Source organism: Streptomyces sp. NPDC057950 (assembly GCF_042887295.1).
In the GTDB taxonomy this organism is placed as follows: Bacteria; Actinomycetota; Actinomycetes; order Streptomycetales; family Streptomycetaceae; genus Streptomyces; species Streptomyces kaempferi.
In genome coordinates this window covers 23,173-42,398 of the sequence record NZ_JBHVPP010000020.1, presented here as the reverse complement: position 1 = coordinate 42,398, position 19,226 = coordinate 23,173, and the positions used below count along the sequence as shown (strand labels likewise).

Genomic DNA, 19,226 nt, shown 5'->3' with positions numbered 1-19,226 from the left:
CGGCCGGTCCGTCCGCCGGTCCGTGTCCGTGCCCCGCGGCGGCCATGCCGTACGAAGGTCACCCCTCGGTGAAGTAGGTCCAGTGTTCCGCCACGGCGAAGCCGAGTGAGAGGTAGAGCGGGAGGCCCATGTCGGAGGAGCGCAGGTAGGCGGTTTCGGCTCCCGCGTCCCGCCCGCGGGCCACCATCTCCTCCGTGATCCGCCGTCCGTGACCGGACCCCCGGTGGTCCGGATGGGTGGAGACGTTGAAGACCCCGACATGCCCGTCCACGAGGATGGTCATCGCGGTGGTGACCACCTGCCCCCGCACCTCCCCCACGTACGCGGTGATGTCCGGTGCGGCGTCGAGGACGGCAGGGGTGAACAGGGGCGCGAAGACCTCTTCCGGGGCCCCGAAACCGTCGGCGAGGGCACGGGCGTAGAGATCGTGCTCCGCCCCCGTGACGACGCGCACGTCCATCGCTCCGGTGTCGCCGGGGACCGGAGGGGCGCTTTTCAGATCCCTGAGCATGAACGGTTCCCGTGCCCGCTTCGTGAGGCCGTACCTCCGGGCCACCTCACGCACGCGGTCGTCCGGGTCCGAGCGCACCTGCACGCACCAGGACACCGGTCCGGGGAAGGAATCCGCCGTGGCGGCCGTCCGGGCCGCGAGACGCTCGATCTGCCCGGCGTCCGGCCTGGGAGCGGAGGTGAAGACACCGTTCACGCTGTCGGCGGGGCTCCCGGTGACGACCATGTACGTCTCGTTCTCCGCCACTTCCTGACGCATGCGCGGCTCGGCGGCGGCGATACGACGCAGAGCGGCTCCCCAAGCACGGGCGGCGGCGTCGATCCGGGCACCGGACAGGAGGTTCGAACTCATGCGCGGAGTCTATTCTCCGCAGGTGGAGGCGGTGCGGGGGCCCCGCGGAAGTACGGATGCGGCTCGCCTGACCCGAAAAGGACATAAGAGCCGAATGTATCCCACATGCGACACAATGCGTCCGGGGTCCGGTTCGGCACGCTGGTGTGCCGCCGTCGATCCCCGCCTTCCGCCCGTCCGCGAACGAATGCGCAGGCCCCTATGAACGTGCCGCCGAGTCCGGGCCAGGACGGCGGTCCGGTGTACCTGGACCACAACGCCACCACTCCGGTCGACCCTCGGGTGGTGGAGGCGATGCTGCCTCTCCTGGCGACCGGTTTCGGCAACCCGTCCAGTGGACACGCCTACGGCGCCGCACCACGGGCGGCTCTGGTCCGGGCCCGCCGGCAGGTCGCCGCGCTCGTCGGGGCGTCCACGGACGAGATCGTCTTCACCGGCTCCGGTTCCGAGGCGAACAACCTCGCGCTGCGGGGCGCCGTGCTCGCCGCGGGCCACGGCAGGCGCCGAGTGATCACCCAGGTCACCGAGCACCCCGCGGTGCTGGAGACCTGCCGCGCGCTGCACCGTCTTTACGGGGCGGACGTGACGTGTCTGCCGGTCGACGAAAGCGGGCTGGTCGATCCCGCCGACCTGGCCGCGACGCTGGACGAACGGACGGCCGTGGTCTCCGTCATGGCCGCCAACAACGAGACCGGCACGCTGCAGCCGGTCGCCGAACTGGCCCGACTCGCCCACGACCACGGCGCCCTGTTCCACTGCGACGCGGCCCAGGCGGCCGGCAAGATCCCGGTGGACGTGCGGGCACTCGGCGCGGACCTGCTGACCGTGGCCGGTCACAAGATGTACGCCCCGAAGGGCGTCGGCGCCCTTCGGGTGCGCGCCAGTGTCCGCCTCGAACCCCTGGTGTACGGCGGCGGACAGGAGGGCGGGCTCCGCGCCGGCACCGAAAGCGCCGCCCTCGCCGTGGCGCTGGGCACCGCCGCCGAACTCGCCGCCGCGGAACTCGCGGACGGCGGCGCCCGGCGCACCGAGGTATTGCGCGACCGCCTGCACCAGGGGCTGGACGAGGCGCTTCCCGGGCAGGTGCACGTGAACGGGTGCGCCCGCCGTCTGCCGGGCACCCTGAACGTCAGCATCGACGGCACCACGGGGCACGAGCTGCTGGCCGCCGTGCCGCGGCTCGCGGCCTCCACCGGCTCGGCGTGCCACAGCGGGACCGGCTCCGCCTCCCCCGTGCTGCGTGCGATGGGCCTGGGCGAAGCCCGCGCACTGGCCGCCGTACGGCTGTCGCTCGGCCGCTGGACGACCCCGGCGGACGTCGACCGGGCGGTCGAGCTGCTGGTCGGTGCCGTGCGCTCGCTCGCCCCGGAGGGACACGGCCGGAGGCCGGGCCGCGAGTCCGGGGCGCCGCGGACTTGCGGCCCGGCCTCCGGCCGGTAGCGTCGAAAGGAGGTGGAGGCCCTCGCGCGAAGGAGCGGGCGGATGGGCGTGAAGCGGTGGCTGGAGGCGTGGCCGGTGTACCGGCAGCTCACCGGCACGGACCCGCTGGGCCGCGGCAAGGCGGCGCAGTCGGCCCGCTCCGCCGGTCTCGGTGCCCGCACGGAGACCGCGGACCGGGTGGTGAACTCGGTGTGCCCGTTCTGCGCGGTGGGCTGCGCCCAGCGCGTCTACGTGAAGGACGACCGCGTCATCCAGATCGAGGGCGACCCGGACAGCCCGATCTCCCGCGGCCGACTGTGCCCCAAGGGCTCCGCAAGCAAGCAGCTCGTGACGGGACCACAGCGTGAGGAGCACGTCCTCTACCGGCCGCCGTACGGCACCGAGTGGCAGCGCCTGGACCTGGAGACCGCCGTGGACATGGTGGCCGACCGGGTGCTCGACGCCCGCCGCAAGGGCTGGCAGGACACCGACGAGAACGGCAGGACGCTCCGCCGCACCATGGGCCTGGCGAGCCTCGGCGGCGCGGCGCTGGACAACGAGGAGAACTACCTCATCAAGAAGCTGTTCACGGCCCTCGGCGCGCTGCAGATCGAGAACCAGGCCCGTATTTGACACTCCGCCACGGTTCCCGGTCTGGGAGCCTCGCTCGGACGTGGCGGCGCCACGGACTACCTGCAGGACCTCGTCAACACCGACTGCGTCATCATCATGGGCTCGAACATGGCCGAAGCCCATCCCGTCGGGTTCCAGTGGGTGACAGAGGCCAAGGCGCGCGGCGCCAGGGTCATCCACATCGACCCGCGCTTCACCCGCACCAGCGCGCACGCCGACCAGCACGTCACCATCAGGGCGGGGACCGACATCGCGTTCCTGGGCGGCGTGATCAACCACATCCTCGGCCACGGCCTGGACTTCCGTGAGTACGTGCGGGCGTACACCAACGCCCCCTTCCTGGTGAACGAACGGTTCCAGGACACCGAGGACCTGGACGGACTGTTCAGCGGCTACGACCCGCACACCGCGGCGTACGACGCGTCGTCCTGGTCGTACGCGAGCGTCACGACACAGGAGCGGCCGGGCAGTCACGCGAAGGAGACCTCCGAGCCGTACCAGCACGGCGCCAAGGGCCCGTTCGTCGAGGACGCCGAGGGGGACATCGAGGCCGACCCCACCCTGGAGCATCCCCGCTGTGTGTTCCAGGTGCTCAAACGGCACTTCGCGCGGTACACGCCGGAGATGGTGGAGCGCGTCTGCGGGGTACCGCGGGAGCTGTTCCTCGACGTGTGCCGGGCCTGGACGGAGAACTCCGGCCGGGAGCGGACCACCGCCCTGGTCTACAGCGTCGGCTGGACCCAGCACTCGGTGGGCGCCCAGTACATCCGGGCGGGGTCGATCGTGCAGCTCCTGCTGGGCAACATCGGCCGTCCGGGAAGTGGGATCTTCGCGCTGCGCGGTCACGCCAGCATCCAGGGCTCCACGGACATTCCCACGCTGTTCAACCTGCTGCCGGGCTACCTGCCGATGGCCGACACCGGCCACGAGAACCTGGCCGGCTACCTGGACGCCGTCCGCGGCCGGCAGCAGAAGGGGTTCTGGGGCGACGCCGACGCCTACATGGTGTCGCTGCTCAAGGAGTACTGGGGCGACGCCGCGACGGCGGAGAACGACTACTGCTTCGACTACCTGCCCCGGATCAACGGCGACCACGGCACGTACCGCACCGCGATGGACATGGTCGACGGGAAGGTGTTCGGCTACTTCCTGCTCGGCCAGAACCCGGCGGTGGGCTCGGCCCACGGCCGCCTGCAGCGCCTCGGCATGGCGAACCTCGACTGGCTGGTCGTCCGTGACCTCGTCATGATCGAGAGCGCCTCGTTCTGGAAGGACGCGCCGGAGATCGAGACCGGCGAGATCGTCACCGAGCGCTGCCGCACGGAGGTGTTCTTCTTCCCCGCGTCCTCGCACGTGGAGAAGGCCGGCACCTTCACCCAGACGCAGCGGATGCTGCAGTGGCGCGACCAGGCCGTGGAACCCTCCGGGGACCGGCGCTCCGAACTGTGGTTCTTCCACCAGCTCGCCGTACGCATCAAACAGCGGCTGGCCGGCTCGACCGACGAACGCGACCGCCCGGTCCTCGACCTCGCGTGGGACTACGAGGTCGAGGGCGACGAGCCCTCTGCCTCGGACGTGCTGCGCCACATCAACGGCATCGACCTGCGCACCGGCCGCACCGTCGACGGCTACCCGGACCTCAGGGCCGACGGCAGCACCGCCTGCGGCTGCTGGATCTACAGCGGCGTGTACGCCGGGGAGACCAACCAGTCCCGCCGTCGCACCTCCCGCCTCGAGTCGGGGCCGTACGACGCGGAGTGGGGCTGGACCTGGCCGCTCAACCGCCGCGTGCTCTACAACCGCGCATCGGCCGACCCGGACGGGCGCCCCTGGAGCGAGCGGAAGAAGCTGATCTGGTGGGACGAGGAGGCCGGCGAGTGGACCGGGAACGACACGCCGGACTTCGAGCGGACCAAACCGCCGCACTACCGGCCGCCAGCGGGAGCGTCGGGCCCGGAAGCACTCGGCGGCAGCGACGCGTTCATCATGATGCGCGACGGCAAGGCGTGGCTGTTCGCGCCGGCCGGGCTCGCCGACGGACCACTGCCGACACACTACGAACCGCACGAGTCGCCGATGCGCAACCTGCTCTACGGACAGCAGGGCAACCCGGTGCGCAAGGTCTACGGGCGCCCCGACAACCCGTCCAACCCGGCACCCCCGGAAGCGCACACCCAGGTGTTCCCCTACGTGTTCACCGCGGCCCGGCTGACAGAGCACCACACGGCCGGGGCCATGAGCCGCCAACTCCCCTACCTGGCGGAACTCCAGCCGGCCCTGTTCGTCGAGGTGTCGCCGGAACTGGCGCGGGAGCGCGGCCTGCACCACCTGGACTGGGCCCACGTCATCACCAGCCGGACGGCCGTCGACGCGCGCGTGGTCGTCACGGACCGCATGGCGCCACTGCGGATCGACGGGCGCGTCGTCCACCAGGTCTGGATGCCGTACCACTGGGGTTCGACGGGCCTCACCACGGGCGACGTGGTCAACGACCTGATCGGCGTGGTGGCCGACCCGAACGTGTTCATCCAGGAGAGCAAGGTGCTGACCTGCGACGTACGGCCCGGTCGGCGTCCGCGGGGGCCGGCCCTGCTCGCCTACGTGCGGGAGTACCGCCGCCGGGCCGGCATCACCACGGAGACCGGCACCCGTATCGCGACGGCGGGCGGCCACACCGAGCACGCCCACACCGAACCGCACGACCGGCCGGAGGAACCGTCATGACGAGCGAGAACAGCTTCCACGGTCCGCTCGCGGACCCGGCCGGGGACGCCGGCCACCGCGACCACCCGCCGCGGGTGGGCTTCTTCACCGACACGTCCGTCTGCATCGGCTGCAAGGCCTGCGAGGTGGCCTGCAAGGAGTGGAACGGGATCCCCGAGGACGGCATCGACCTGCTGGGCATGTCCTTCGACAACACCGGGATGCTGGGCGCCAGTTCGTGGCGGCACGTCGCCTTCATCGAGCAGGAGCGGCCACTGGGCGAACAGGACGCGGGGCTCACCGCCCTGCCCGTCGGTCCGTCCAGCACCGAGGGCACGCCCGAGATCGTGGCGGACGCCCTGGAGGTGGCCAAGCGCGGTGGCGGCGACCTCGGCACCGCACCCGTGGACCTGGGCTTCCCCTCCTTCGGCCTGCCCGGCGCCGGGACCGGCGCGGAGAACCGCACCCAGTTCCGCTGGCTGATGTCCTCGGACGTGTGCAAGCACTGCACCCACGCGGGCTGCCTCGACGTGTGCCCCACCGGCGCCCTGTTCCGCACCGAGTTCGGCACCGTGGTGGTGCAGCCCGACATCTGCAACGGCTGCGGCTACTGCGTGTCCGGATGCCCCTACGGTGTCATCGACCGGCGGCCCGACGACGGGCGCGCCTGGAAGTGCACCATGTGCTACGACCGGCTGCGCGACGGGCTGGAACCGGCCTGCGCCAAAGCGTGCCCCACCGACTCCATCCAGTTCGGCCCGCTGGACGAACTGCGCGAGCGCGCCGACCGGCGCCTCGCGACGCTGCACGAGGCAGGAGTGCCCGAGGCCCAGCTCTACGGCCGCGACCCCGAGGACGGCGTCGGCGGCGACGGCGCGTTCTTCCTGCTGCTGGACGATCCCGAGGTGTACGGGCTGCCACCGGACCCGGTCGTGCCCACCCGCGACCTGATGTCGATGTGGAAGCACGCGGGCGCGGCGGCGTCCGCCCTGCTGGCCGTCTCGGCGGCGGTCTTCCTGGGCGGGGAACGGCGATGAGCGGGGACGGGACGACCAGGCACGGCGGGCATCGCCCCGGCCGGCGAAGGGACCGGGGAAAGGACGACGACGGGAGCCGCGAGCAGTCCATGGTGCCGCGGGCGGAGTTCCGCTCCTACTACGGGCGTCCGGTGCTCAAGCCACCGGTGTGGGAGTGGAAGATCCCCGCGTACCTGTTCACCGGCGGACTGTCGGCGGGCGCCGCGCTGCTCGCGGCCGGCGCGGACCTGACGGCCCGTCCCCGGCTGCGGCAGGCGGGTCGCGTCGGTGGCTTCGCCGCCCTTCTCGTCAGCATGTACCTGCTGGTGGCGGACCTCGGGCGCCCTGCGCGGTTCCACCACATGATGAGGGTCGCCAAGCCGAGCTCACCGATGTCCGTCGGCACCTGGATCCTCATCGCGTACGGGCCCGGCAGCGCGCTGGCGGCCACGGCCGAGATGCTGCCCGCCGCCTGGCGTGCCACGCCGCCGGGGCGGCTGCTGCGTCTGGCGGCCCGTCCGGCCGGCCTGTCCGCGGCCCTGTTCGCCCCCGGCGTCGCCTCGTACACGGCGGTCCTGCTCTCACAGACTGCGGTGCCCGCGTGGCACGACGCCCGTGGCGAGCTGCCCTTCGTGTTCACCGGTTCCGCGGCGGCCAGTGCCGGCGGCCTCGGCATGGTGCTGGTTCCGGTGACGGAGGCGGGCCCGGCGCGGCGGTTCGCCGCGGTGGGCGCGGCGGCGGAGATCGTCGCCTCGCGGCTCATCGACCGGCGCCCCGGCTTCGTGACCCGGGCGTACACCACCGGCCACCCGCACCACCTGCGCAGAGCGTCCGAGTACCTCACCCTGGCCGGCGCGGTCACCGCGCTCACCCTCGCCCGGCGCAGCCGCGCGGCCGCCGCCGTGGGCGGACTGGCTCTGATGGCGGGCAGCGTCCTGCAGCGCTTCGGCACCTTCGAGGCGGGTGTGACCTCCACCAAGGACCCCGCCTACGTGGTGAAGCCGCAACGCGAACGTCTCGACGCTCGCCGCGAGCAGCGGGACGGGGAGTGATCTCGTCCCGCCGTGGACACGGGCACCGCCGTGGTCCCGAGCTCGGGTCCGGCCCGCCGGGCCGCTCCGGGTCCCTGCGGTGTGGCGCGGACGCCGGGGGCGCCGGCCCCCATAGCCTGACAGCGTTTCAGCCGGCAGGGCCACAGCGAAAGTGCACGAGATGGACCGCGACCACGCCTCCGCCACGGACGCCGCCCCGCCCGTCGACGAGCTGCGTCGGCTGCCCCGTACCGACGTGCTGCTGGCCGATCCCCGGCTGACCGCGGCGGCGCGACGGCTGGGACGGGAGCTGGTCAAGGACGTGGTCGCCGGGGTGCAGACACGGGCGCGGGCGGGCGAGGTGCCCATCGGTGAGATCGCCGATCACGCCGTCGCCGCCCTGCCGGCCACCGCGTCCGCCCTGCGCCCGGTCATCAACGCCACCGGTGTGCTGCTCCACACCAACCTGGGCCGGGCCGCGCTCTCGGAGGCGGCACGCGACGCCGTGCTGGCCGCCTCGGGCACGACGGACGTGGAACTCGACCTCACCACCGGAGCCCGTTCGCGGCGGGGCTCGTCCACGCTCGACGCCCTGCTGCGTGCGGTGCCGGCCGCCGAGGCCGCACACGTGGTCAACAACGGCGCGGCGGCGCTGGTACTGGCCGCCACCGCGCTCGCCCAGGGGCGGGAGATCATCGTCGGTCGCGGCGAGATGGTGGAGATCGGGGACGGTTTCCGCCTGCCCGACCTGCTGGAGTCCACCGGCGCCCGGCTGCGAGAGGTCGGCACGACCAACCGTACGGCGCCCGACGACTACGCCGCGGCAGTGGGACCCGACACCGGCTTCATCCTGAAGGTCCACCCCTCCAACTTCCTTGTCACCGGCTTCACCCGGGAGGCGTCCGTGGCCGAGCTGGCCCCGCTCGGTGTGCCCGTGGTCGCGGACATCGGCTCGGGCCTGCTCGCCCCGGAACCGGCGCTGCCCGGGGAACCCGACGCGACGGGTTGGCTGCGCGCCGGGGCGTCCCTGGTCACCGCCAGCGGCGACAAGCTGCTCGGCGGACCACAGTGCGGGCTGCTGCTGGGCGACGCCGAGCTGGTACGGCGGCTGGCCCGGCATCCGCTGGCCCGCGCGCTGCGCGTGGACAAGCTGACGCTGGCGGCCCTGGAGGCGACGGTGCGTGGCCCGGAGCCCCCGACTCTGACCGCGTTGCGCGCCGACCCCGTGCAGCTGCGGCGGCGCGCCGAACGTCTCGCGGAGGAGCTGCGGGGGGACGGGCTCGACAGCCGGGCCGTCGACAGCGATGCGGTGGTCGGCGGGGGCGGCGCGCCCGGAGTGACGCTGCCGAGCGCCGCCGTGTCCCTGCCCGCCGAGTACGCGGCCCTGCTGCGCGGCACGGACCCGGCCGTGCTGGCCCGCGTCGAGGACGGCCGCTGCCTGCTCGACCTTCGGGCGGTGCCGGTGGACGTCGACGCGCGGCTGGCGGAGGCCGTACGCCTGGCCGGAGCCGCCCGGGGGACAGCCGGGCGGGGAACGGGAACCTGACCATGCACGTCATCGCCACCGCGGGCCACGTCGACCACGGCAAGTCCGCGCTGCTGCGCGCCCTGACCGGAATGGAGCCCGATCGCTGGGCGGAGGAGCGGCGTCGGGGTATGACGCTGGACCTGGGCTTCGTGTGGACACGGCTGCCCGGAGCGGGTGACGTCGCGTTCGTGGACGTGCCGGGACACGAGCGTCTCGTGGGCAACATGCTCGCCGGGGTCGGCCCGGTCCCCGCCGTCCTCTTCGTCGTCGCGGCGGACCAGGGCTGGCAACCGCAGTCCGAGGAACATCTGTCCGTCCTCGACGCGCTCGGCGTACGCCATGGCGTGCTCGCCGTCTCCCGCTGCGACCTCGCCGAACCGGAAGCGGCCCGTGCGCAGGCGCTCACCCGGATCGCCGAGACCTCTCTCGGAGAACTGCCGAGCGTGGCCGTCAGCGCGGTGACGGGCACCGGCCTCGACGCGTTGCGCACGTGTCTGGTCCGGCTGGCCGGCGAACTGCCCGCCCCTGACCAAGACGCGGACGTACGACTGTGGGTCGACCGCGCGTTCACGGTCCGGGGCCATGGCACGGTCGTCACCGGCACCCTCGGCGCGGGCACCGTGCGCGTAGGCGATCGGCTCCAACTCGCCCGTGGCGAACGGCTGGTGCGGGTGCGCGGGCTGGAATGCCTCAAGGAGCCGCGGCGGGAGGCCGGCGCGGTCGCCCGGGTGGCGGTCAACGTGACCGGGCCGGGCGCCGGGACCCTGCGCCGCGGCGACGCGTTGCTCACCCCCGGCCGGTGGCTGACCACCGACACCGTGGACGTACGGCTGCGGGGCGCCCCGGCCCGTGATCTGCCGCGCGAACTCACACTGCACGCGGGCTCCGCGGCGGTGCCGGTGACGGTCCGCCCGCTCGGCGAGAGCTCGGCACGCCTGCGTCTCGCCGCACCGCTGCCGCTGCGCGTCGGCGATGCCGCGCTGCTGCGCGACCCCGGCCGGCACCGCGTCCCGGCGGGGCTCAGCGTGCTCGACGTCCGGCCGCCGCGACTGACCCGGCGGGGCGCGGCGGCCGCCCGCGACCGGGAGCTGCGGGCGGCGCCGGGACGGAGCGACGGAACCGAGGAGGTACGCCGTCGCGGTCTGATCCGCCGCTCGGAGCTGCTCGCCATGGGTGTACGGCCGCCTGCCGACCCGGTCACCGGGGAGTGGCTGGCGGACCCGGCCCACTGGTCGGCTCTGCGCGAGCGCCTCGGCGACGCGGTGGAGGAACACGCCGCCCGCAACCCCCTGGAGCCCGGCATGCCCCTGGAGACGGCGCGCCAGGTGCTCGGCCTGCCTGAACGCCGCCTGGTCGACGCGCTGTTGGCACAGTCGCCGGAGTTGCGGCACGTCGACGGCCGGGTGTACGGCAGCCGGGCCCGTCCGGCGCTCCCGCCCCAGGCCGTGGCCGCCGTCGAGGCCGTGCGCGCGGACCTCGCCCGTGCGCCGTTCCGTGCCCCCGAGACCGAAAGGCTGCGCGAACTCGGCCTCACACCAAAGCTGTTGGCGGCCGCGGAGGCCGCGGGCGCGCTGTTGCGGATCAGCGGGGTCATCGTGCTGATGCCGGGGGCGGACGGGCGGGCCGCGGCCGTCCTCGCGCGGCTGGAACAGCCGTTCACCACAAGCCAGGCGCGTCAGGCGCTGGACACCACGCGACGGGTCGCCGTCCCGCTGCTCGAGTACCTGGACGAGCACGGGCGAACCGTTCGCGTGGACGGTTCGCTCCGCCGCTGCCGCGCCGGGGGCCCGGACCCCGAACGAGGCGGGCTGGACACGCCGTTCGGCGGAGACGGACGGGAATCGAACCCGCCTGCCCGAGTTGCTCGGACACCTCGGTTTTGAAGACCGGGAGGGCCACCAGGCACCCGTACGTCTCCCCGCGCGCCGTCGTCAATTCGATGCCCCGGCGCTCCCGCCATCGAACCGTCGTCCCACCGCGCAAGTCAACGCGCCACACGGCGCTCCCCTCACAGTCAAGGACCGATGCAGCGATGACGAGCACCCGGACCGGCGTCCAGCAGGCACAGCGGCAGGAGAGCGTGCGGCTCACGCGGTACGCGCACGGCGGCGGCTGCGCCTGCAAGATTCCGCCGGGCGAACTCGAGGAGATCGTGGCCGGGCTGACGTCCCCGGGAGCGGTCGGCGGCGACGGCCTGGTCGTGGGCCTGCACCACGGCGACGATGCCGCGGTCGTCCGGCTGCCGGGCGGCGCCGGCTCGCTCGCCGCCGTCGCCACCGCGGACTTCTTCACGCCGGTGGTCGACGACCCTTACGACTGGGGCCGCATCGCCGCCGCGAACGCGCTCTCCGACGTCTACGCCATGGGTGGCACCCCGCTGGTGGCGGTCAACCTGCTGTGCTGGCCCCGCGACGTGCTGCCGTTCGATCTGGCGAGGGAGGTACTGCGCGGCGGACGGGACGTCGCGGCGACGGCGGGCTGCGTGGTGGCGGGCGGCCACAGCGTCGACGACCCGGAACCCAAGTACGGCATGGCGGTGACCGGCACCGTCGATCCGGCACGTCTGCTGCGCAACGACGCGGGGCGGCCGGGGACGCCCCTGTCGCTGACCAAACCGCTGGGCCTCGGAGTGCTCAACAACCGGCACAAGACGACGGGCGAGGTCTTCCCGCAGGCGGTGGAGACGATGGCCGCGCTCAACCGCGACGCCGCACTGGCCGCAGTGGCCGCGGGAGCGGTCTGCGCCACCGACGTCACGGGCTTCGGACTGCTGGGTCATCTGTACAAGCTGGCGCGCGCCTCCGGGGTCACCGCCGTCGTCGACTCCGCCGCGGTCCCGTTCCTGGACGGCGCCCGGGAGGCCGCCCGCGCCGGACACATCAGCGGCGGCACCCGCCGCAACCTCGAATGGGTCGCGCCGTCCACGGATTTCGGCCGCACCGACGAGGTGACGCGACTCCTCCTCGCCGACGCCCAGACCTCCGGGGGCCTCCTCGTCGCGGGCGAGGTGCCGGGTGCCCCGGTGATCGGGGAACTGGTGCCGGCGGGACCGTACCGGTTGGTCGTGCGCTGACGACAATTGCTGTGCGAACCGGTACTTCTCCGAGCGATCCGGGTCGGCCGGCCGCTCACGACGACGGGGCGATCGATCATGTGGGCACGTGTGGACGGCCGGCGGTCCTTCGAGCTCGGCACGGCCGACGAGATGCGCACCGGGCTCAACCAGCTGGTCCTGTCGGGCAGGAAGACCGCGTCCACCGGGCTGCTGGCGGTCTACGCGGAAGAGGCCGAGGGCGTCGAATATCCCGGCGAGACACTGGCCCTGCTGGACAAGGACGGCGCCGGCGTCGCACTGATCGAGGTGACCCGCGTGGCGTTGACGCCTTTCGGTGCGGTGACGTGGGAACACGTGGACGCCGAGGGCGAGGGGCATGCCTCGGTGGAGGAATGGCGTGCGGGGCACCGTCGGTACTGGGACCGCATGGGGACCCCCGTCGACGACCACACGATGGTCGTGTGCGTGGGGTTCCGGCTGGTCGGGGGCTCCGACACCGGCATGCCGGGCACCGCGGGCCCGGCTTCCTGAGGCCCTGCTTCCGCGGGCTCCGGTTCCGCGGGCCCTGGTCCTACGGGCGCTGTCCCTACGGGCCCTACTCCTACGGGCGCCCCTTGTGCGGGCGCCGCTCCTGCGGCTACGCGGGCGTACGGAGCGATGACAGACCGCACACACCGGACACGAGCGCCCATGCCGCGGACATTTATGTTGTGCACAACTGACTTGCGAACAAGAATATTGCCCGCTATGTTTTCCCTGTCGCACCGGGCCGCAACACCCAGGACGACCTACCGATGCCAGCAGCCACGTCCCGAAGGGGAAGTCACCATGAACCTCAAGACCGCGATCCGTCCCACCCGCAGGCACGCCGCTGTACTGGGAGCCGTCGCCGGTGTGGCGGCACTCACCCTGACCGCCGCCACGGGTCCGGCGAGCGCGGCCAGGGACGAGCATCACCCGTCCGAGGCGAAGCCCACGGTCGTACTGGTGCACGGAGCCTTCGCGGACTCCTCCAGCTGGAACGGCGTGATCGAGCGTCTGCGGCACGAGGGATATCCGGTGATAGCTCCCGCGAACCCGCTGCGCGGGCTGGCCAGTGACGCCGGGTACGTCCACAGCGTGCTCAAGAGCGTGAAGGGGCCGGTCGTTCTCGTCGGCCACTCCTACGGTGGCGCGGTCATCAGCGAGGCCGCCGCCGACTCCCCCCAGGTCAAGGCGCTGGTCTACGTGGCCGCCTTCGCCCCCGAGAAGGGCGAGAGCGCGCTGGGGCTGTCCGACAAGTTCCCCGGCAGCACCCTCGGCAGCGCCCTCAACCCCGTACCCTTCCCGCTCCCCGGCGGCGGCACCGGCACCGACCTCTACATCAAGGCCGACAAGTTCCACCACCAGTTCGCCGCCGACGTGCCCAAGCCGGTCACCGACCTCATGGCCGCCACCCAGCGCCCGGTCGCCGCCTCCGCCCTGGACGAGAAGGCCACCGCGGCCGCCTGGAAGACCATCCCCTCGTGGGACCTCATCACCACGCAGGACTACAACATCCCGCCGGCCGTGCAGCGTTTCATGGCCCAGCGCGCCCACGCGCACACCGTCGAGATCAAGGCGTCCCACGCGGTCTCGGTCTCCCACCCGGGCGCCGTCACCCGCCTGATAGAGCAGGCCGCCCAGGCCACCTCCCGCTGAGTCCGTGCGGGGTCGGAGACCATGACCCGGCACGCCCGTGGGCGACCCGGCGGAATCGGGTCGCCCACGGGCACGGAGTCATGCCGCTCAGCAGTAGAGGTTGTTGCCCGCAGCGACCCCGAGGATCGACGTGAACTGCTGGTACGCGCTAACCCGGCTCTGCACCTGCGCGGGGTTGCGTCCGTCGCACTCCAGCGAGCCGTTGATGGAACGGATCGTCTGACCGAATCCGGCCTGGTTCACCATGGCGTTGTGCGGCGTCATCGAGCCGGGGCCCGACTGCGTGTTCCAGTACCAGAGCCCCGTCTTCCAGGCGACGGCCGCGTCCTGCTCGACCCGCCACGGGTTGCCCAGCAGGTCGATGCCGAGGGCGTCACCGGCGGCCTTGTAGTTGAAGTTCCAGCTGAGCTGGATCGGGCCCCTGCCGTAGTACGCGGCCTGCCCCGCCGGGCAGCCGTAGGGCTGACCGGGGTCACAGTAGTGCGGGTAGTTGGCGGTGTTCTGTTCCACCACGTAGACCAGTCCGCCGGTCTCGTGGTTGACGTTGGCGAGGAAGGCCGCGGCCTCCTGCTTCTTGACCGTGTCGCTCCCGCTGTTCGCGAACCCCGGGTAGGAGCTCAGCGCCTGCACGAGACCGCTGTACGTGTAGAAGCCGTTCCGGCCCGGGAACATCTGGTTGAACTGCGCCTCACTGACGACGAACCCGGACGGGTTGGTGCCGCCGCCGCTCGCGGGGGCGTTCCACTTCTGGTTGGCCGCGCCCGTGCAGGTCCAAATCTGCAGCCGGCTGCCGTTCGCGGAGCTGTTGTCGCGGACGTCCAGGCACTTGTTGGCCGCGGGGTTGACGATGTCGTGGGCCGCGGTGACCACCCACTGCTGGTTGGCGCCGCCGGAGCAGTCCCACAGCTGGACCGCCGCTCCGTCCGCGGTGCCGCGGTCGACGACGTCGAGACACTTCCCGAGCGCCCTCAGGGTCCCGTCGCCGGAGTTCGACCAGCTCTGCGCGCCGGTCCCGTTGCAGTCGTAGAGCTGTATCGCGGTGCCGTTGGCGCTGTTCGCGGCAGCCACGTCGACGCATTTGCCGGCCAGCCCCGAGATCTGGCCACTGGCGGCGTGCGCGGGCGGCGCGGCGAGGAACAGGGCGGAGAGGATCACCGTGAGGGCGGCTGTCACCAGGGAACGTCCCAGGGTGACCCATCCGAAGGAGAAGCGTCCGGCAGGACTGATGAGCATGGGGGCATCGCTCCTAATACGGCCGACGGCCGCGGCGGTGGGGAGGGAGCTGTGCGGGAAGGCGCCGCGCCCGGAGCGGACTCCGGACACGACGCCCCATCAGGTCTAGACCATGACAGGCTGACGGGGCCACGTCAACGGGTCGTACGCGCCCCGCCGAAGGCACCTTCAACGACGTCTCGGACACATCGGGTGACCGCCCGTCAGATGGTCACGGCCGGTCCGTGTGCCGATCCTCGCCGTCCGAGGCGGTCGAGAGCCACACACACGCGTCCACCGGCAATTCCCCGGGGTGCGTCAATGCCGTGCTGGCCAGCACCGGCCGCCCCGGGACTCCCAGCCGGTCCAGGTCCAGCACGTCGGGGCCGAGGTTCACCACACAGGCCAACTCACCCCGCGAGAAAGCGAGATAGGGCGCGTCGGCCGGCGAGTGCCAGCGCAGGGTGCCGTGTGCGGCGACCGGGTGGTCCCGCCGCAGCCGCAGGGCTCGCCGATAGAGGGACAGCATGGAGTGCGGGTCCTCGTGCTCGGCGGCAACGGTGTACCCGCCCCAGCCCTCGGGCTGAGGAAGCCACGATGCCTCGGGCCGGGCGGTGGTGAACCCGTACGGCGGACGGTCTCCGCTCCAGGGGATCGGCACGCGTGCGCCGTCGCGCCCTCGGTCGGTGCCGTCGGAGCGGCGCCACAGCGGGTCCCGGATGCGGTCATCGGGCAGGTGAGCCTGCGGCAGACCCAACTCCTCCCCCTGATAGAGATAGACGGCTCCGGGGAGGGCGAGCATCAGCAGGGCGGCTGATCCGGCGCGCAGTTCGCTGCCCAGGCGAGTCGCGGGCCGCGGCGCGTCGTGGCTCGACATCACCCAGGTCACCGGGGCGTCGACGGCCGCGGTCGCGGCGAGCGACTCGTCGATCACCCGGCGCAGTTCCGGTGCTCGCCAAGGTGCCTCGAGGAAGGCGAAGTTGAAGGCCTGCTGCATCTCGTCCGCGCGAACGTACCGGGCCAGACGGTCGGGTTCGAAGACCGCGGACTCCGCGACGAGCACGCGCTCCCCGGGAGCCACCGCGCCCGGCGGGGCGGGGTGGGTGTCGAGCAGGGTGCGCCACTCCCGGTACAGGGGGTGCAGTTCCTCCTGGTCGTAATACGGCATCAGGTGGTTGCGCGCGGGGTCCTGGTGCTGTCCGGGCCCGGCGTCGGGCAGGCCCTCGGCCTTGAACAGGGCGTGGGCCACGTCGATTCGGAAGCCGTCGACACCCTGGTCCAGCCAGAAGCGCAGGACTCTGGAGAACTCGGCACGCACGTGGGGGTCGCGCCAGTTGAAGTCGGGCTGCTCCGGCGCATGGAGATGGAGGTACCACTCACCGTCGGGGACCCGGGTCCAGGCCGGGCCGCCGAAGGCCGACTCCCAGTCGTTGGGCGGTTGCGCACCGCCTGGCCCCTGGCCGGTCCGGAAGAGGTAGCGTTCCCGCGCCGCGGATCCGGGGCCGGCCGCCAGTGCCGCGCGGAACCATGGATGGGCGTCCGAACTGTGGTTGGGTACCACGTCGACGATGACCTTGAGGCCCATGGCGTGGGCGCGGACCGTGAGGGTCGTGAAGTCCTCGAGGGTACCGAGGTCGTCGGCGATGGCGGTGTGGTCGGCGATGTCGTAGCCGCCGTCGGCCAGCGGCGACGGATAGCAGGGCGTGATCCAGATCGCGTCCGCCCCGAGGTCCCCGATGTGGTCCAGGTGCCGGGTGATGCCCGGCAGATCCCCGGTCCCGTCGCCGTCGGTGTCGGCGAAGGTGCGGGGGTATATCTCGTAACAGACGGCGTCGCGCCACCAGATCATGCCCCACGACTCCGTTCTCCCACCGCGAGCACCTGTTCCGCGTGCCCGCTCACCGTCGCCCTCGTGGCGGCCTCGGCGACCGCCACGGCGCTCACTCCCGCACGCGCGTCGGCGACCGGTGTGCCGCCGGTCTCCGCACACCGCACCAGGTCCGCCACGGCCGCGCGCACGCTCTCGGCGTAGACGTACGGCTTGCGTTCCTCGCCGCCCAGGTCCAGGACCACGTCGACGCGGTGCGGGACCGCCCGGGTGACACCCCTGCCCCGGGCGGGCGCCGCTCCGCCGGCGTCTCGGTGCACCGTGACGGACACGCTGTCGTCCGCATGCGGTCTGAAGCCGGGAACATGCAGCAACTCCGCTGACCTGAGCGGGAGTTGTTCCCAGGACCGAACCCCGGCGTCGTCCGTCCAGACGGTGATGACGGCGTGGGTCGGGATCCAGCCGGTGATGCGCGACTCGGCGAAGCCATGGTCCAGGCGCATCAGCTGGCGCTCGCAGCGATGGGCATGGGTGAAGGAGTGCAGATGCGTGGCGAGGACGCCACCCGGGTGCACCGCGTCCGCCACGACCATGTCGACCGGACCGCCGGGACGTCGTACCGCTGTCGCCCGCACCTCCTGCGGCTCGCTCCCGAGCAGAGCCCGTGCCGCGTCGAAGAAGTGGACGCCGTGCTCGACGAAGATGCCGCCGCTGTGCTCCGGATCCCAGAACCAGTGGTCGGCGTCGAGATCCTCGTCGGCGGCGTCGTTCTCGAACAGGAAGCGCCGCGGGCTGTCCAACAGGCCCTCGGAGACGAGCTGTTGGACCGCACGCAGCAACGGGTTGTAGCGCAGGACGTGGTCCACCACGAGGGTGCCGGCCGCGCGCGACGCCTCCTCCCCCACCCGCTCGGCGTCCCGTGCGGTGGTCGCCAGGGGCTTCTCGCAGAAGACGTGCCGGCCCGCGCGCAGGGCGGCGATCGACAACTGCGCGTGTGTGGCGGGCGGAGTCGCCACCGCCACGACGTCGACGTCGGGGCGGCGCAGGAGCGCGTCCTGATCCGGGCAGGGCGTGGCACCGTGTCGCTGGGCAAGGGCGTTCGCGCGAGCCGGGTCGGCGTCGGCCACGGCCGTGACACGCAGCCCCGGCAGGCCGGCCACGGCGTCCAGGACGTACGCCCCGAACGCGCCGCAGCCGACCAGCCCGAGCCCCAGCTCCGCCGTCACGCCGTGCGTTCCAGCAGGGCGACGCCGATGTGCGCGTCGGCCATGCCGTAGAAGACGAACAGCTTGCCGTCGACCTCTTCGATCGCGGTGGGGAAGACGACGTTCGGCACCGTGCCGGAGCGCTCCTCCTCGGTCTCCGGCGCCATCAGCGGCACCGTCGAGCGGGCCAGCACCCGCGAGGGGTCGGCCGGGTCGAGAATCATGGCGCCGGCCGCGTAGGAGACGTTCTGGTTCTGTACCCAGGGGTCGTCGATGGTGCCGGAGACACCGTGGTGGATGAGCAGCCAGCCCTCCTCGACGCGGATCGGCGCGGGGCCGCCCCCGATCTTCAGGTCCTCCCACGGGTAGGCGGAGAGCGCGACGAGCTTGTGGTGGCGCGGGCGGGCCAGTGCGCTGATGTCCTTCTCCACCTCGGCCACGGGCACGTAGGAGATCCAGATGCCCGGCCGTTCGTCCGTCAGACCCGCCGGCAGGTGGACGCCCTCGCCGGGACGGAACCAGCCCAGGTCCCACATCGGGCGGTGCAGCATGGCGTAGGAGGGCTCGCCGCCCGGTCCGGGGACCGGCTCGGGGAAGTGGACGACGTCCTTGTTGGGGAAGAGGTTGAGGTCCGTGTCGAGATCGGGCTGGTAGGCGAACTGAACGGGGCCCAGGCGGGTCCATTCGGTGAGGTCGGTGGAGACGGCGAGGGCCGGCTTCGGGCCGAGCGGTCCGTAGGCGACGTACGACATGACGTGGCGGCCCAGGCTCGGGATCCAGGTGACGCGCGGGTCCTCGACTCCGGCGTTGTTCTTGCCCCGCTCCCAGCCCTCGTCGGGGGCCAGGACGACACCGCGCCGTTCGACGCCGCAGGGGACGCCCTCTTCGTCGAAGAGGACCTTCGCCAGGCCGACGCGTGAGACGTTGCCTTCCGCGACAAGGCGGGGCAGCAGGTGCAGCGTGCCGTCGGGGGTGCGGCCGGAGGCGGGGTTGAGGACACCTTCCGTCTCGTACGGCTGGCCGGCCAGGGGGGACATCACCATGCCCTTGCGGA

13 protein-coding genes, 1 tRNA gene and 1 pseudogene are annotated in these 19,226 nt (G+C 72.5%); 9 read left to right on the top strand and 6 right to left on the bottom strand.

Features of this window, described 5'->3' with window-relative positions:
- Nucleotides 1-58: 58 nt before the first annotated feature.
- The gene (locus tag ACFVTC_RS29600) at nt 59-862 is read right to left on the bottom strand and encodes a GNAT family N-acetyltransferase (RefSeq protein ID WP_390131546.1); all 804 of its coding nucleotides are present in this window, start codon (nt 860-862) and stop codon (nt 59-61) included.
- A 201-nt stretch (nt 863-1,063) separates the two neighbouring features.
- On the opposite strand from ACFVTC_RS29600, the gene ACFVTC_RS29595 reads away from it, so the two are divergent.
- From ACFVTC_RS29595 to ACFVTC_RS29570, 6 genes and pseudogenes are all read left to right on the top strand, one after another.
- A complete protein-coding gene (locus ACFVTC_RS29595) occupies nt 1,064-2,302 on the top strand; it encodes a cysteine desulfurase family protein (protein WP_390131545.1) in 1,239 nt (412 codons plus the stop codon).
- Nucleotides 2,303-2,344: 42 nt separating this feature from the next.
- A complete protein-coding gene (fdh, locus tag ACFVTC_RS29590; RefSeq protein WP_390131544.1) occupies nt 2,345-5,638 on the top strand; it encodes a formate dehydrogenase in 3,294 nt (1,097 codons plus the stop codon).
- Nucleotides 5,635-6,654: a 4Fe-4S dicluster domain-containing protein gene (locus ACFVTC_RS29585; protein ID WP_390131543.1), complete on the top strand. Its 1,020-nt coding sequence runs from the start codon at nt 5,635-5,637 to the stop codon at nt 6,652-6,654. Before fdh ends, ACFVTC_RS29585 begins: the two co-directional genes overlap by 4 nt.
- Nucleotides 6,651-7,685, top strand: coding sequence for an NrfD/PsrC family molybdoenzyme membrane anchor subunit (gene nrfD / locus ACFVTC_RS29580; protein WP_390131542.1), 1,035 nt, complete (start codon nt 6,651-6,653; stop codon nt 7,683-7,685). The genes ACFVTC_RS29585 and nrfD overlap by 4 nt, the downstream gene beginning before the upstream one ends.
- A 160-nt stretch (nt 7,686-7,845) precedes the next feature.
- A complete protein-coding gene (gene selA / locus ACFVTC_RS29575; RefSeq protein WP_390131541.1) occupies nt 7,846-9,210 on the top strand; it encodes an L-seryl-tRNA(Sec) selenium transferase in 1,365 nt (454 codons plus the stop codon).
- A gap of 2 nt (nt 9,211-9,212) precedes the next feature.
- A pseudogene (locus tag ACFVTC_RS29570) lies at nt 9,213-10,937 on the top strand (SelB C-terminal domain-containing protein); the annotation flags it as partial.
- Between the two features lie 80 nt (nt 10,938-11,017).
- On the opposite strand, the gene ACFVTC_RS29565 reads toward ACFVTC_RS29570, so the two are convergent.
- Nucleotides 11,018-11,110, bottom strand: a tRNA-Sec gene (locus tag ACFVTC_RS29565).
- Nucleotides 11,111-11,224: 114 nt separating this feature from the next.
- Between ACFVTC_RS29565 and selD the strand changes: the two genes are divergently transcribed.
- The 3 genes from selD (at nt 11,225) to ACFVTC_RS29550 (ending at nt 13,927) form a co-directional block, all read left to right on the top strand.
- The gene (gene selD / locus ACFVTC_RS29560) at nt 11,225-12,265 is read left to right on the top strand and encodes a selenide, water dikinase SelD (RefSeq protein WP_390131540.1); all 1,041 of its coding nucleotides are present in this window, start codon (nt 11,225-11,227) and stop codon (nt 12,263-12,265) included.
- 78 nt (nt 12,266-12,343) lie between these two features.
- Nucleotides 12,344-12,778 (top strand): ASCH domain-containing protein, encoded by a 435-nt coding sequence (locus ACFVTC_RS29555; RefSeq protein ID WP_390131539.1) that lies wholly within the window; start codon nt 12,344-12,346, stop codon nt 12,776-12,778.
- A gap of 297 nt (nt 12,779-13,075) precedes the next feature.
- A complete protein-coding gene (locus ACFVTC_RS29550; RefSeq protein ID WP_390131538.1) occupies nt 13,076-13,927 on the top strand; it encodes an alpha/beta fold hydrolase in 852 nt (283 codons plus the stop codon).
- An 87-nt stretch (nt 13,928-14,014) separates the two neighbouring features.
- Here the strand turns inward: ACFVTC_RS29550 and ACFVTC_RS29545 are convergent, their stop codons facing one another.
- From ACFVTC_RS29545 to ACFVTC_RS29530, 4 genes are all read right to left on the bottom strand, one after another.
- On the bottom strand, nt 14,015-15,160 hold the full coding sequence (locus tag ACFVTC_RS29545) for a glycoside hydrolase family 19 protein (protein ID WP_390131537.1): 1,146 nt from the start codon (nt 15,158-15,160) through the stop codon (nt 14,015-14,017).
- Between the two features lie 211 nt (nt 15,161-15,371).
- On the bottom strand, nt 15,372-16,988 hold the full coding sequence (locus tag ACFVTC_RS29540; RefSeq protein ID WP_390131536.1) for a glycoside hydrolase family 13 protein: 1,617 nt from the start codon (nt 16,986-16,988) through the stop codon (nt 15,372-15,374).
- Nucleotides 16,985-18,193, bottom strand: coding sequence for a Gfo/Idh/MocA family protein (locus tag ACFVTC_RS29535; RefSeq protein WP_390131535.1), 1,209 nt, complete (start codon nt 18,191-18,193; stop codon nt 16,985-16,987). Before ACFVTC_RS29535 ends, ACFVTC_RS29540 begins: the two co-directional genes overlap by 4 nt.
- Nucleotides 18,190-19,215 (bottom strand): glycosidase, encoded by a 1,026-nt coding sequence (locus tag ACFVTC_RS29530; protein WP_390131697.1) that lies wholly within the window; start codon nt 19,213-19,215, stop codon nt 18,190-18,192. The genes ACFVTC_RS29535 and ACFVTC_RS29530 overlap by 4 nt, the downstream gene beginning before the upstream one ends.
- Nucleotides 19,216-19,226: the final 11 nt, after the last annotated feature.